Genomic DNA, 14,774 nt, shown 5'->3' with positions numbered 1-14,774 from the left:
GCTGCGGCATTAGGGTCCCCGTCGAGGGGGGCCTCGCAGCAGATTAGGTTCGGCCCATGAGCAGCCAGCACGACTTCCATCGGATCAAGCGTCTTCCGCCCTATGTGTTCGCCGAAGTGAACGCCATGAAGGCCCGCGCCCGGGCCGCCGGCGAGGACATCATCGATTTCGGCATGGGCAATCCCGATCAGCCGACGCCGCCCCACATCGTCGACAAGCTGGTGGAGGCCGCCCGCAATCCCCGCGCCCACCGCTATTCCATGAGCCGCGGCATTCCGGGCCTCAGGAAGGCGCTGTCGGCCTATTACCAGCGCCGCTTCGCCGTGGACATCGACCCCGAGGCCGAGTGCATCGTGACCCTGGGCTCCAAGGAGGGGCTGGCCAATCTGGCCAACGCCATCACCAGCCCCGGCGACATCGTGCTGGTGCCCAATCCCAGCTATCCCATCCACCCTTACGGCTTCATCATCGCCGGCGGGTCGTGCCGCTTCGTGCCGGTGACCCCCGACGCCGAATTCCTGAAGGCCCTGGACCGCGCCGTGCGCCATTCGGTGCCCAAGCCCATCGCCCTGGTGCTGAACTATCCCAGCAATCCCACCGCGCTGCTGGCCGATCTCGACTTCTACGGCCAGGTGGTGGAGTTCTGCCGCCATCACGGCATCTGGATCCTGTCGGACCTGGCCTATTCGGAAATCTATTTCGACGTGGCGCCCCCGCCCTCGATCCTGCAGATTCCCGGCGCCAAGGACATCGCGGTCGAGTTCACCTCCATGAGCAAGACCTACAACATGCCGGGCTGGCGCATCGGTTTCGCGGCGGGCAACAAGACGCTGATCGCCGCCCTGGGGCGCATCAAGAGCTATCTCGATTACGGCGCCTTCACCCCCATCCAGGTGGCGGCCACGGCGGCGCTGAACGGCCCGCAGGATTGCGTCGACGAGATCCGCGCGCTGTACAAGGGCCGCCGCGACGCGCTGATCGAGGGCCTCGCCGCCGCCGGCTGGGACATCCCCAGCCCGCCGGCCACCATGTTCGCCTGGGCCCCCATCCCCAAGGCCTTCGCCCATCTGGGATCGCTGGAATTCTCCAAGCTCCTGATGCGCGAGGCCCAGGTGGCGGTGGCGCCGGGCATCGGCTTCGGCGAATACGGCGATTCCCACGTCCGCATCGGATTGGTGGAAAACGTCCAGCGCACCCGTCAGGCGGTGCGCAACATCAAGACCTTCCTCGGCAACACCGGACAGGTGCTCGAGGCTTCCGAAAAACAGCGCATGGCAGGACCCCAACGATGACCAAAGCCAATCCCCTCAAGATCGCCATCGCCGGCCTGGGCACCGTCGGCGGCGGCACCGTGCAACTGCTGCACGATCAGGCCGAAGTGCTGGCCGCCCGCGCCGGGCGCCCGTTGGCCCTGGTGGGCGCCGCCGCCCTGGAGAAGCCCGCCGGGCTGCCGCTGGACGGGGTGACCTTCTTCGCCGACGCCCGCGACATGGCCAAGACTTGTGACTACGACGTGCTGGTCGAACTGATCGGCGGCGCCAAGGGCATCGCGCTCGACGTGGTCAAGACGGCGCTGGAGCGGGGCAAGAGCGTGGTCACCGCCAACAAGGCCATGATCGCCCACCACGGAATCGAGCTGGCCCGCCTGGCCGAGGCCAAGGGCGGCAATATCGGCTTCGAAGCCAGCGTCGGCGGCGGCATCCCCGTCATCAAGTCCCTGCGCGAGGGCCTGGCCGGCAACCGCGTCACTAAGGTGATGGGCATCCTCAACGGCACCTGCAACTACATCCTCACCACCATGCGCGATTCGGGGCGCGACTTTTCCGACGTGCTGGCCGAGGCCCAGGCGCTGGGCTATGCCGAGGCCGACCCCAGCTTCGATATCGACGGCACCGACACCGCCCACAAGCTGGCCATCCTGGCCAGCCTCGCCTTCGCCATGCCGGTCAACATCGACGCCGTGTCGTGCGAGGGCATCCGCAACGTTTCGGCGCTCGACATCCGCTATGCCGACGAGCTTGGCTACCGCATCAAGCTCTTGGGCGTCGCCTCGTCGTCGGACAAGGGCGTCGAGACCCGCGTCTATCCCGCCATGGTGCCGCTCAGCTTCCCGCTGGCCCATGTGAGCGGCCCCTTCAACGCCATCGTCACCGAAGGCGACTTCGTCGGCCGCACCGTGCTGGAAGGCCGGGGCGCCGGCGCGCGGCCCACCGCGTCGGCCGTGGTCGCCGACCTGATGGACCTGGCCACCGGCCGGGTCATGCCCACCTTCGGCCTTGCGGTCGATGCGCTGAAGCCCCGCGCGGCCGCGCCGGCCGGGGCGCATCGCAGCGCCTATTACATCCGCCTGATGGTCAGGGACGAGCCCGGCGTGTTCGCCGACGTGGCCGCCGCGCTGAAGGCCGAGAAGGTTTCCATGGAGCAGATCATCCAGCGCGGCCGCGCGCCGTCCGAGGTGGTCCCCGTGGTGATGACCGTGCACGAAACAGACGAAGCCTCCATGCTGCGCGCCGTGGATCGCATCCGGGCGCTGGTCTCGGTCACCGACCTGCAGCTGATCCGCATCGAGTCCCTGTAAAGGCTTTGGGCCATGTCCATCTATTCCGCCACCCTGCCCGTTCTCGACCGTAATCTGGCGCTGGAGGTCGTGCGCGTCACCGAGGCCAGCGCGCTGGCCGCCGCCCGCCAGACCGGACGCGGCGACGAGCGCGCCGCCGATCAGGCCGCCTGCTCGGCCATGCAGCATGCGCTCAACGGCCTGGCCATGGAGGGCGTCATCGTCAACGGCGAGGGCGACGATTCCAACCAGCCGCTGCACACCGGCGAGAAGGTGGGCACCGGCAAGGGCCCCAAGGTCGATATCGTGCTGACCGCGCTGGAGGGCCGCTCCATCTGCGCGCGCGGCGCCCACAACGCGCTGTCCGTGGTGGCCATGACCGAGGAAGGCAGCTTCCTCAAGGTGCCGCAGCACTCCTACATGGAAAAGATCGTCATCGGCGCCGGCCTGCCCGCCGGCCTGCTGGACCTGGACGCCACACCGGAAGAGAACCTGTCGCGGCTGGCCGAGGCCAAGGGCCTCGCCATCTCGGAACTGACCGTCAGCGTTCTCGACCGTCCCCGCCACGGCGAATTGATCGAGCGCCTCTACGCCGCCGGCGTGCGGGTCACCCTGTTCGACGACGGCGACGTGTCGGGCGCGCTGGCCGCCGGCCTGCCCGGCTCGGGCGTCGACGTCTACATGGGATCGGGCGGGGCGGCCCAGGGCGTGCTGGCCGCCGCCGGGCTGAAATGCCTGGGCGCCCAGATGCAGACCCGCCTGCTGTGCCGCTCGGAAGCCGACCACGCCGCCGCCCGCCGGGTCGGCATCGCCGACACGCGGCGCAAGTGGAACATCGACGACATGGTGAGGGGCGAAGTGATGTTCGCCGCCACCGGCATCACCGACGGCCATGTGCTGAAAGGGGCCCGCCTGTTCCCCGGCAACCGGGCGGAAAGCCATTCCCTGGTCATGCGCTCGGCCACCGGCACCATCCGCTACTTAAGCGTCCAGCACGACCTCAACCGAAGCCATCTGCCCGCATGAGCCACAGCCAGCCCGCCTTCCTGGGGGTGGAGCGCTCGCTGTCCGGGCGGCGCTGGCTGGCGCGGTCCGGCGACGAGCGCCTCGCCCTGGCGCTGTCCCAGCGCCTCGGCCTGCCGGAACTGGTGGGCCGCGTCCTGGCGTCGCGTGGCGTGGGCCTGGACGAGGCTGAAATCTTCCTCAACCCGACGCTCAAGGACCTTTTGCCCGATCCCGCCCATCTGAAGGGCATGGATCAGGCGGTGGAGCGGCTGGTCCGGGCGGTGACCGGGGCCGAGACCATCGGCATCTTCGGCGATTACGACGTGGACGGCGCCACCTCGTCGGCGCTGCTGAAGAACGCGCTGGACGGCATGGGCGCCCGGGCGCGGGTCTATATCCCCGACCGCATCAGGGAAGGCTACGGCCCCAACGCGCCCGCTTTGCTGCGCCTCAAGGACGAAGGGGTCGGCGTGGTGGTCACCGTGGATTGCGGCACCACCGCCTTCGACGCCCTGGAAGCCGCCACCCAGGCCGGCCTCGACATGATCGTCGTCGACCACCATGTGGGCGAGGCGGCGCTACCCGCCGCCCTGGCGGTGATCAACCCCAACCGCCTGGACGAGACCAGCCCCCACGGCCACATGGCCGCCGTGGGCGTCGCCTTCCTGCTGGCGGTGGGGCTCAACCGCGGCCTGAAGCAGGCCGGTTGGTACGCCAGCCGCCCCACCCCCGATCTGATGCGCTGGCTCGATCTGGTGGCGCTGGGCACCGTCTGCGACGTGGTGCCCCTGGTGGGGGTCAACCGCGCTTTGGTGGTGCAGGGGCTGAAAGTGATGGCCAGGCGCGGCAATGTGGGCCTCGCCGCCCTGGCCGACGTGGCCGGGGTCAAGGAGCGCCCGGATTCCTACACCCTGGGCTACGTCCTGGGGCCGCGGGTCAATGCCGGCGGCCGGGTGGGCGAGGCCGAGCTGGGCACCCGGCTGATGTCCACCGACGACCCGGCCGAGGCCGCCGAGATCGCCCGCCGGCTGGACGGCTACAACAAGGACCGCCAGGAGATCGAGGCCGCCGTGCTTCTCGACGCCATCGAGCAGGTGGAAGGCCGCCCCGACGACGGCCGCCCCCTTTTGGTCGCGGCGGGCGAGAACTGGCATCCGGGTGTCATCGGCATCGTCGCCGGGCGGCTCAAGGAACGCTACGGCCGCGTCGCCTGCGTCGTCGCCCTGGAAGGCGACCGCGGCAAGGGCTCGGGCCGCTCGGTACCGGGCCTGGATCTGGGCTCGGCCATCATCGCGGCGCGCCAGGCGGGCCTGTTGCTGGCCGGCGGCGGCCACGCCATGGCCGCCGGCTTCACCGTGGCCCGCGACAAGCTGGGCGCCCTGTCCGACTTCCTGGCCGAACGCCTGCAGGCCCAGCTGGAAGGCGATCTGGTGCCACTCCTCGAACTGGACGGCGCACTCGACGCCGGCGCGGCGGGCATCGAACTGGTGGAGACCCTGGCGCAAGTCGGTCCCTTCGGCTCGGGCAACCCGGAACCGCGCTTCGCCATCTCGGGCGCCCGTATCGCCAAGGCCGACGTGGTGGGCTCGGGCCATGTGCGCCTGATGCTGGCGGGCGCCGGCGGCAAGCGCCTGAAAGCCATCGCCTTCCGCGCCGCCGATTCCGAGATGGGTCACGCCCTGCTGTCCTCGGCCGGCGCCGCCTTCCACCTGGCCGGAACGCTCCGCGTCGATACCTGGCAGGGCAATTCCTCGGTCCAATTGATCGTCGATGACGCGGCAATCGCCCGCTGATGCATTTTTCCAGCTTTATGCCTTGATTTCCCCCCCAAGGGCGGCTATCAAGTCGCCCTCGCGCCTCGACGTCCCCTTCGTCTAGAGGCCTAGGACACCGCCCTTTCACGGCGGCGACACGGGTTCGAATCCCGTAGGGGACGCCACTCTCTCAGGCCCGATATTTCCCATAAGAAGTCGGATTGTTAGCGGGTGGGTGGAAATTCATTTCACCACACGCGCAAAACTTGCTGTCCGCCCCGCTGTTAGCCAGGGGAGCCCTGACCTGCCGTGGAACTTTCATCCCGCTGTAAGTAAGAGCCCTGGGCGAAGTGATGTGCCCCGCAAATTTCTGAAAATCGACACTTTCACCCCGGAATGCGTTGCCACCTTCCGAACTGGATGCCGTGCGACCCCCATCCGGACCACGGGGCCGGATAAAGTTTGGAGAGGCCGGTTATCGGCATCCCCAATGACGCGGCGCTATGGCGGTGATCGGGTGAAAGATGTAGGCTCGCCATAAATCATCCTGGTTGCCCCAACGCGTTCGAACGCGGCCTTCCGCAAGAGAAGAGGGCAACATGGTCAATGCCCTGGGAGGGACACGTATGCTCGCGATGATCGCCAACACCCGGATTCTCATCAAGGTGTTCGTCGCACCGGCCATCCTGATCATATCGATGCTGGTTCTGGGCGTGGTTTTCCACTTCGCCATGGCGCGGCAGAACGCGGCCATGGACAGCATGGTCAACACCTCGTTCGCCAACAGCCGCGCCGCCGCCGAACTGGACGGCATGGCGGCCACCATCGAATCCAACCTCTACCGCATCCTGGGATGGAAGGCGGCCAAGGAGGACAAGGACAAGATCGTCCAACTGGACAAGCAGCTGAACGCCGACGTCAAGGCCTTCAGCGACAAGGCCAACGCCCTGCTCAAGGCCATGTCGGCCGATCCGGCCATGGCCAAGCGGGTCAAGGATTACGTCCTGGCGGCCGGCGACGTTCTGGGCATGTACGACAGCGACCACATCACCGCGCTGTCCATGATGGGCGCCACCGAACTCGAGTATGACGGCCTGCGCGCCGAGTTGCAGGGACTGACCACCAAGGCCGCTACCCGCGCCGCCGAAGACTACCGCGACACCTTGGCCCTGGCCGCCGCCACCGAGGTGGATTACGCCCTGGTGCTGGCCATCTTCCTGCTGGTCGGGGCGCTGGCCACCTTCGCCATGGGCCGCATGATCGCCGGACCGGTGACCGAGATCACCCAGGTGATGGGCCGGCTGGCCGGCGACGACCTGGAGGTTCCCGTCCCCTTCCTCGACCGGAAGGACGAGATCGCCGAGATGGCCGCCGCCGTCGAGGTGTTCAAGGCCAACAAGCGCCGCGCCCACGAGTTGGAGCAGGCCCAGCGGGCCGACCAGGAGGCCAAGGAGCAGCGCCGCATCTCGCTGGAACAGCACGCCGCCCGTTTCGAGGCCAGCGTCACCGGCACCCTGGAGGCGGTAGTCGCCGCCAGCGGCCACATGCAAAAGACCGCCGGCGAGATGGCCGACACCTCCGAGACGGTGAAGCATCAGTCCGAAGCGGTGTCCAACGCCGCCGCCCAGGCGTCCGACAACGTCAATTCGGTGGCGGCCGGAGCCGAGGAACTGTCGGCCTCCATCAAGGAGATCGGCCGCCGGGTCAGCCATTCCAGCGCCATGGCGCGCACCGCCGCCCAGGAATCCGAGCAAGCCAACGACATCGTGCGCGGCCTGGCCGAAGCGGCCAGCCGCATCGGCGAGGTGGTGGACCTGATCAACTCCATCGCCGCCCAGACCAACCTGCTGGCGCTTAACGCCACCATCGAGGCGGCAAGGGCGGGCGAGGCCGGAAAAGGCTTTGCTGTCGTGGCGGGCGAGGTCAAGACCCTGGCCAGCCAGACCGCCAGGGCCACCGACGAGATCGCCAGCCAGATCGCCGTGGTGCAGAGCCGCACCAATTCGGCGGTGGAGGCCATCGCCCATATCAGCGGCACCATCACCGAGATCGACGCCATCGCCGCCGAGATCGCCCAGGCGGTGGACCAGCAAGACGCCGCCACCCAGGAAATCGCCCGCAACGTCCAGCAGGCCGCCGTGGGCGCGCTGACCGTCACCGATTCCATCCAGTCGGTGAGCGCCGCCACCTCGTCCAGCGGCCGCATCGCCACCGACGTGCTGGATTCCGCCCGCCAGCTGGCGGCCAAGGCCGATTCGCTCCACCACGAGGTGGATTCCTTCCTGGCCGCCATCAAGGACGAGGAGCAGTACTCCCACTCCGACGATCTGGTCTACGCCGAGTATGTGCGCGACGGCGCCGCCACCTTGGCTCAGCGCCTGGAAGAAGCGGTGCGCAGGGGCGAGATCGAATACGACCAGCTGTTCGACGAGGCCTACCAGCCCATCCCCGGCACCAAGCCGCAGCAGGTGACCACCCGCTTCACCGAGTTGACCGACCGCCTGTTCCCGGAGATTCAGGAAAAGGCCCTGACCCAGTTCCCCAAGGCGGTGTTCTGTGTCGGCGTGGACCGCAACGGCTACCTTCCCACCCACAACGCCAAGTTCTCTCAAGCCCAGGGAAGCGACCCGGTGTGGAACGACGCCAATTGCCGCAACCGCCGCATGTTCACCGATCCCACCGGACTGGCCGCCGCCCGCAATACGGACAAGCCGTCCCTGGTCCAGACCTATCGGCGGCAGATGGGCGACAAGAGCGTGCTGATGATCGACGTGTCGTCACCCATCATGATCCGGGGCCGCCATTGGGGCGCCTTGCGCATGGGCTACGCGGTCTAGCCGTGCGGCGCCTCGCCGTCGCCGGTGCCGCCCTGCTTCTGCTGGCCGGCGCCGTTCCGGCTTCGGCCTGCTCATCGGGACCGGTTGACGTCGCCAGGGGCCGGGTCTTCATGCCCGATGGCCGCAATGCCTTGACCAGCCCGGTGGGCCACATGCGGGCGGGATGGCCGGCTTTCCTGAACCTGGGCCTGCTGTCCAAGGGCGACCGCTGGGAATTGCCCCCCACCCAGGAAACCCGCGGCCCGGTAAGCTGGAAAGCCATCCCCCGGGAGGAAGGCGGCCTCACCTTACATTTCTCGGCGGCGGAGGGCGGACAAAGCATGCTCGACCTGCACTACGTCTTCGCCGACGGATATCGCAGCCTGGTCCCCTACATCGTGATCGTCGAGCCCCCGCCGCCGCCGCCCGGCCCCTGGATCGTGAATGTGGAGCGGAGTCCCTACCGGGGGTACGCCCGAGGTGGACGGGAAACCATCCTGCGCATGGCCCTGCCGCTGCCCACCGGCCGCCGCTGGCAGGTGACGGCGGCCGCCTTCCTCGCCTACCCCGCCAAGGACTGGCAGCCCCTGCCCGTCGAGCCGCTGGCCGAGGAAACCGGGGCCTTCCGCTTCGTTCCCCAGGGAGAGAAGGCCCGCATCACCCTGGAAGAGGGCGGCGAAGGTTGGAGACTGTTCCCCGAAACGGTGGAGGTCGAATTGATCGTCGATTCCAGCGTGCCCAAATGCTGAACCGCGCCCTACTCGCCGCGATCCTGGCCTTCGGCCTGTCCTCGGCGGCCTTCGCCGGAGGCGATATTGCCTGCCGGACGGGCGAGGAGACGCTGTTGAGTGCCGGTCCGGCCGGCGACAACACCATCCGCCTTGCCCCGGCCAACGGTGCGCGCCAGCTGGACTTGCGGGAATGGGGGATCTGCTTCACCTGCGCCGGCATGCCCGCCTTGCGCCTGACCCTGACCGACCGGGACAGCGGGGAACAGGCCTGGATTTCCGGCGGCGTCACCGCCTGCGGCCCGGCCGACGCCCCCAATGCCCAGCGCCATTGCCTGACCGGCGCGGCCGTTCAGCTCGGCAACCGCGAGGCCGGGCGCTGCCAATTTCCCCCGGGCACCACGCTCGCCGCCCTGTGGACGGCCCTGACCGGATCGGCGCCGCCCCATATCCCCGGCGGCTGGTGGACCTATCGCCCCAGCGCTCAATAGGGCTCCAGCCGGATCACCACCCGCCGGTTGGCGGCCATGGCCGCCTTGCTGGTCCCGGCGACCTTGGGCCGCTCCCGGCCGAAGGCCCGGGTGATGAAACGCCTGGGCCCGCCCGCCCGCTCGATCAGATAGTTCTGAACCACCGTGAGCCGGCGCTCGCTCACCGCCAGATTGTATTCCCGGCTGCCCTGCTGGTCCGCATGCCCGTCCAGAATGACCGGCTGATCCAGGTCGCGCCGCAGCATCTCGGCCAGTTCATCCAGGATGGCCCGGGCCTTGGCGTCGAGCTCCAGGCTGCCGCTGGCGAAATTGATCTCGACCTCGCGCGGAGCCTTCAGACCCCCATGGCGGGGCGGCGGGCCGTAGACCACCAGGGGACGGTCGCGCGCCGACAGGGATTCGTCCACCGCCTCGACCTGGGAGTCGCATCCCGCCCCGGCGGCGGCCAGGGCGGTGGCGGCGAAGCGCAGCAGGAAGTCACGTCGGCTGTCGGTCATCACACCCTCTCCTTTCGCCGATCTTTTCCAGGCCGCAATGGAGCACCTGGGAATCCTCGGGGTCGAACAGATGAAAGCCGCCGCCTTCGCACAGGTCCCAGTGGTCGCAGGCCCCGCAGGCGGCGGGCGCCATGTGGCGGCGGCCCCGGCGGAAACGCCCGAACCCGCCTTGCCACAGATCCAGAAAGGGGGTTTCGCGGATGGAGCCTTCGGAAAAGCGGCGCGAGACGCTGGGACAGCCGGTGACGCCGCCGTCATGCAGGATCGAGGCGATCACCGTGCCCGAACCGCAATAATGCAGGCCTTCGCGCACCCGGCATTCCCAGTTGGGGCCCCAATAGCCTTCCTCGCTCAGCGTCACCTTGATGTCGCTCCGCCGCTGGCGGGACTCGGCGACGAAGGCCAGCAATTGCCGGTATTGCGCCCCCGACAGCATCAGCCCCGACCCCCGCCCCGCCCGCCCGCGCGAGAACACCGGGGTGAAGCGCACCTGCGGCACGCCCAGGGTGGCGAGATGATCGACGAAGGGCTCCAGCCGGTCGATGTTCAGCGAACTGACACAGCAGATGACGTCGAAGGCGTCGTAGAAGGGATCGGCCACCAGAAGCTCCAGCGCGCCCGAGACCTTGCGGAAAGCGCCCGGGAACTGGCGCAGGGCATCGTGGTCGGCTTCCAGCCCGTCGAGGCTGACCGAGAGGGTCGAAAGCCCCGCCGCCTTGAGCGAGGCCAGCCGCGCCCCGTCCAGCAGCATGCCGTTGGTGGTGATCCCCCAGGCGAAGCCGAGATGGGCGGCAAACGCCCCCACCTCCTCGATATCGCCACGGATCAAGGGCTCGCCGCCGATGATGGCGAAGGTGATGGCATGGGGATCGTAAGCCCGCGCGATGGCCGCCAGCTCCCGCTTGACGGTTTCCGGCGGCAATTCCCGGTGGCGGGTGGAATTGTCGCGCAGGCAGTCGCTGCCGCAATGGCGGCAGGCGAGATTGCAGCGCAGCGTCGATTCCCAGAACAGGTAGCGCAGCGGATGCTCGTCCGCCAGCCTGTCCTTGGCGGCGATGAAGCGCTCCAGCGTGTCGGCCAAGGCGTCCCGGCGATCCATCCCACTCTCGAAACCGGCCTCTCCCGCACATATTCAAGCACGAAATATCGCCCTCCGGTAGGGTACAATGGCGTATGCGGGATAGGGTCTTTCACGATTGCCTTATTAGAGCGCTCTAAAGTAGAGTGCTCTAAAAGCAGCCCCGTCAACGAGGGCGAAAACAATGCCAGGGGGGAGCAAGCCGGCATGAGGGATCCCGCGTCCATTCCGGATTCCGATCTCGGACGATCGGAAGTGAAGACCACCACGTGCTACATGTGCGCCTGCCGCTGCGGCATCCGCGTGCACCTGCGCGACGGCGAGGTCCGTTACATCGAGGGCAACCCCGATCATCCCCTGAACAAGGGCATCATGTGCGCCAAGGGTGCCTCGGGCATCATGAAGCAGTATTCGCCCGCCCGCCTGACCAAGCCCTTGAAGCGCAAGGAGGGGACCGAGCGGGGCGAAGGCGCCTTCGAACCCATTTCGTGGGAAGAAGCCTTCTCGACCCTGGCCGAGCGCCTGGGGCACCTGCGCGCCACCGACCCCAGGAAGTTCGCGCTGTTCACGGGGCGCGACCAGATGCAGGCGCTGACCGGCCTGTTCGCCGCCAAGTTTGGCACTCCCAATTACGCCGCCCATGGCGGATTCTGCTCGGTCAACATGGCGGCCGGCATGATCTACACCATCGGCGGCAGCTTCTGGGAATTCGGCGGCCCCGATCTCGAGCGGGCCAAGCTGTTCATCATGATCGGCACCGCCGAGGACCACCACTCCAATCCCATGAAGCGCGACCTGGCCGCCTTCAAGCGCGGCGGCGGGCGCTTCATCGCCATCAATCCGGTGCGCACCGGCTATGCCGCCATCGCCGACGAGTGGGTGCCCATCCGCCCCGGCACCGACGGCGCCCTGCTGCTGGCCTTGGTGCGCGAAATCATGGAACTGGGTCTGTTCGACCGCGACTTCCTGATCCGCTACACCAACGCCGCCGAACTGGTGAACCAGAACGCCGACAGCGATTCCTTCGGCCTGTTCGTGCGCGAGGGCAGCGTGCCGGTGCGGCCCGACACCTTCGAGACGCCGGACAAGATGTGGTGGGACCGCGAGTCCAACAAGCCGGTCATCGCCCGGAGCAAGGGAACCGAGGGCCGCCTGTTCGGTTCCTACACCCTGGACGACGGCACCCCGGTCAAGCCGTCGCTGCAGCTCCTGAAAGAGCGGGTCAAGGACTACACCCCGGAATGGGCCGAGGGCATCACCGGCATTCCGGCCGCCACCATCCGCCGCCTGGCCCACGAGATGGGCGTCACGGCGCGCGACCAGACCATCGAGTTGCCCATCGCCTGGACCGATTGCTGGGGCACCGAGCACGACAAGATCACCGGCAACCCGGTGGCCTTCCACGCCATGCGCGGTCTTGCCGCCCATTCCAACGGCTTCCACACCACCCGCGCCCTGGCAATCCTGATGACGCTGTTGGGCACCATCGACCGGCCGGGCGGGTTCCGTCACCGGGCGCCCTTCCCGCGCCCCATCCCCCCCTGCCCCAAGCCGCCCAAGGGCCCCCAGGCCATCAAGGCGGGCGAGGCGCTGGTGGGCACGCCCTTGGGCTGGCCCGCCGACCCGGATGATCTGTCGGTGGATGCCGACGGCGAGCCCATCCGCCTGGACAAGGGCTTCTCCTGGGAATACCCGCTGTCCGTCCACGGCATGATGCACAACGCCATAACCAATGCCTGGAAGGGCGATCCCTACCCCATCGACACCTTGCTGCTGTTCATGGCCAACATGGCCTGGAACTCCACCATGAATACGTCGGGCGTTCGGCAGATGCTCACCGACAAGGACGAGCAGGGGAATTACAAGATCCCCTTCCTGGTGGTGTGCGACGCCTTCCAGTCCGAGACGGTGGCCTTCGCCGATCTGGTGCTGCCCGACACCACCTATCTCGAACGCCACGACGTGATGAGCATCCTGGACCGGCCCATCTCGGAATTCGACGGCCCCGTCGATTCGGTGCGCGTGCCGATCCTGCCGCCCATGGGGGAAAGCAAGCCGTTCCAGGAGGTGATCATCGAGCTGGCCACGCGCCTGAAGCTGCCGGCCTTCACCAACAAGGACGGAAGCCGCAAGTTCCGCGACTATCCCGACTTCATCGTCAATTTCGAGACCGAGCCGGGCTCGGGAATCGGCTTTCTGTCGGGCTGGCGCGGCAAGGCGGGCGAGAAGTTCCTGGTGGGCGAGCCCAACCCCAACCAGTGGGACCAGTACGCGCACAACAACAACCACTTCCACTACGAGCTGCCGCCCAGCTTCCAGTACATGCGCAACTGGAACAAGGGCTACCTGGACTGGGCCTATCGCCACCGTCTGGTGCGCTTCACCGACCCCATCATGCCGCACCTCTATTCCGAGGTACTGCAGAAGTTCAGGCTGGCCGCCGAGGGCAAGTGGAAGGGCAAGCAGCCCCCGGATCGCCTGCGCGACCGGGTGAAGACCTTCTTCGATCCCCTGCCCTTCTACTACACGCCCTTGGAATGGCGGTGCTCGGACGGGCATGCCTTCCCGCTGTCGGCACTGACCCAGCGGCCCATGGCCATGTACCATTCCTGGGATTCCCAGAACGCCTGGCTGCGCCAGATTCACACCAGCAACGTCTTGTTCATGCACCCCAAGGTGGGCGCGCTGGGCAATTTCGGCGATGCCGACTGGGTGTGGGTGGAAAGCCCGTGGGGCAGGATCAAGTGTCAGGCCCGCTTCACCGAGGCGGTGGAACCCGGCACGGTGTGGACCTGGAACGCCATCGGCAAGGCGTCGGGCGCCTGGGGCCTCGACCCCGATTCCGACGAGTCGAAAAAGGGCTTCCTGCTCAACCACCTGATCAGCGAAGAACTGCCGGGCATGGTGGGCGAGCGCCACGTCTCCAACTCGGACCCGGTCACCGGTCAGGCGGCGTGGTACGACCTCAAGGTCCGCGTCACCAAGTGCAAGCCGGGCGAGGAAGGGGAAAGCTGGCCCCAGTTCAAGCCCATGCAGCCGCTGCCCGGCCAGACCATCGGCTTCAAATCGAAGGTCCGCGCCTTCCTGGCCGGAGGGAAGTGATCATGTCCAACAAGAAGCAATTGGCCCTGGTCATCGACCTCAACGTCTGCGTCGGCTGCCATGCCTGCGTGACCTCGTGCAAGGAATGGAACACCTCGGGCTGGGCCGGTCCGCTGACCGACCAGAACCCCTACGGCGCCGATCCTTGCGGAGTGTTCTTCAACCGCGTCCAGACCTATGAATGCGGCACCTTCCCCAACACCGAGACCATCCACTTCCCCAAATCCTGCCTCCATTGCGAGGAGCCGCCCTGCGTGCCGGTCTGCCCGACGGGCGCCAGCTACAAGCGCGAAGAGGACGGCATCGTCCTGGTGGATTACGACAAGTGCATCGGCTGCAAGTACTGCTCGTGGTCGTGCCCCTATGGCGCGCGCGAGTTCGACCCCGTCCAGGGTGTCATGAAGAAGTGCACGCTGTGCGTCGACCGCATCTACGACCAGACCATCGAGGAGGACCGCAGGAAACCCGCCTGCGTCCTGGCCTGCCCGGCCAGCGCCCGCATCTTCGGCGACGTCAGCGACCCCAATTCCGAAGCGGCCCGGGCCATCCGCGACAATGGCGGCTTCCAGCTGATGCCGGAATGGGGCACCAAACCGGCCAACCATTATCTGCCCCGGCGCAAGACCACCAATACGCTCCACGCCGACGAACTGGTGCGCGTCGACAACCCGCTGAAGGCCGAGGGCGAAAAGCCCCGCCCCGCCTTCACCACGCCCACCATCGACGGCGTGTCGAGCTGGTAAGGG

The 14,774-nt window shown here is 67.6% G+C and carries 11 protein-coding genes and 1 tRNA gene; 10 read left to right on the top strand and 2 right to left on the bottom strand.

Going from position 1 to position 14,774, the window contains the following annotated elements:
- Positions 1 to 56: 56 nt before the first annotated feature.
- The 8 genes from WV31_RS16385 to WV31_RS21765 all read left to right on the top strand — a co-directional run bounded on the left by WV31_RS16385 (position 57) and on the right by WV31_RS21765 (position 9,351).
- The gene (locus WV31_RS16385; protein ID WP_085374573.1) at positions 57 to 1,292 is read left to right on the top strand and encodes an LL-diaminopimelate aminotransferase; all 1,236 of its coding nucleotides are present in this window, start codon (positions 57 to 59) and stop codon (positions 1,290 to 1,292) included.
- The gene (locus WV31_RS16380) at positions 1,289 to 2,578 is read left to right on the top strand and encodes a homoserine dehydrogenase (protein ID WP_085374572.1); all 1,290 of its coding nucleotides are present in this window, start codon (positions 1,289 to 1,291) and stop codon (positions 2,576 to 2,578) included. Before WV31_RS16385 ends, WV31_RS16380 begins: the two co-directional genes overlap by 4 nt.
- 12 nt (positions 2,579 to 2,590) lie before the next feature.
- A complete protein-coding gene (gene glpX, locus WV31_RS16375; RefSeq protein WP_085374571.1) occupies positions 2,591 to 3,583 on the top strand; it encodes a class II fructose-bisphosphatase in 993 nt (330 codons plus the stop codon).
- The gene (recJ, locus tag WV31_RS16370) at positions 3,580 to 5,355 is read left to right on the top strand and encodes a single-stranded-DNA-specific exonuclease RecJ (RefSeq protein ID WP_085374570.1); all 1,776 of its coding nucleotides are present in this window, start codon (positions 3,580 to 3,582) and stop codon (positions 5,353 to 5,355) included. The genes glpX and recJ overlap by 4 nt, the downstream gene beginning before the upstream one ends.
- 70 nt (positions 5,356 to 5,425) lie before the next feature.
- Positions 5,426 to 5,501 (top strand) — tRNA-Glu (locus tag WV31_RS16365).
- Positions 5,502 to 5,942: 441 nt separating this feature from the next.
- Positions 5,943 to 8,153: a methyl-accepting chemotaxis protein gene (locus tag WV31_RS16360; RefSeq protein ID WP_237051331.1), complete on the top strand. Its 2,211-nt coding sequence runs from the start codon at positions 5,943 to 5,945 to the stop codon at positions 8,151 to 8,153.
- A gap of 2 nt (positions 8,154 to 8,155) precedes the next feature.
- A complete protein-coding gene (locus WV31_RS16355; RefSeq protein ID WP_085374569.1) occupies positions 8,156 to 8,881 on the top strand; it encodes a hypothetical protein in 726 nt (241 codons plus the stop codon).
- Positions 8,875 to 9,351 (top strand): hypothetical protein, encoded by a 477-nt coding sequence (locus WV31_RS21765; RefSeq protein ID WP_145980889.1) that lies wholly within the window; start codon positions 8,875 to 8,877, stop codon positions 9,349 to 9,351. Before WV31_RS16355 ends, WV31_RS21765 begins: the two co-directional genes overlap by 7 nt.
- Here the strand turns inward: WV31_RS21765 and WV31_RS16350 are convergent.
- The gene (locus WV31_RS16350; protein WP_085374568.1) at positions 9,345 to 9,848 is read right to left on the bottom strand and encodes an OmpA family protein; all 504 of its coding nucleotides are present in this window, start codon (positions 9,846 to 9,848) and stop codon (positions 9,345 to 9,347) included. The genes WV31_RS21765 and WV31_RS16350 overlap by 7 nt on opposite strands.
- Entirely contained in the window at positions 9,829 to 10,947 is a 1,119-nt protein-coding gene (locus WV31_RS16345) for a radical SAM protein (RefSeq protein ID WP_085374567.1), read from the bottom strand. Before WV31_RS16345 ends, WV31_RS16350 begins: the two co-directional genes overlap by 20 nt.
- A gap of 186 nt (positions 10,948 to 11,133) precedes the next feature.
- On the opposite strand from WV31_RS16345, the gene WV31_RS16340 reads away from it, so the two are divergent.
- Complete coding sequence (locus WV31_RS16340) at positions 11,134 to 14,028, top strand: molybdopterin oxidoreductase family protein (RefSeq protein ID WP_085374566.1); 2,895 nt, start codon at positions 11,134 to 11,136, stop codon at positions 14,026 to 14,028.
- Between the two features lie 2 nt (positions 14,029 to 14,030).
- On the top strand, positions 14,031 to 14,771 hold the full coding sequence (locus tag WV31_RS16335) for a 4Fe-4S dicluster domain-containing protein (protein WP_085374565.1): 741 nt from the start codon (positions 14,031 to 14,033) through the stop codon (positions 14,769 to 14,771).
- Positions 14,772 to 14,774: the final 3 nt, after the last annotated feature.

Source organism: Magnetospirillum sp. ME-1, assembly GCF_002105535.1.
In the GTDB taxonomy this organism is placed as follows: Bacteria; Pseudomonadota; Alphaproteobacteria; order Rhodospirillales; family Magnetospirillaceae; genus Phaeospirillum.
The sequence above is the reverse complement of the archived record's forward strand: the minus strand, read 5'-3'. Positions and strand labels throughout refer to the sequence as shown.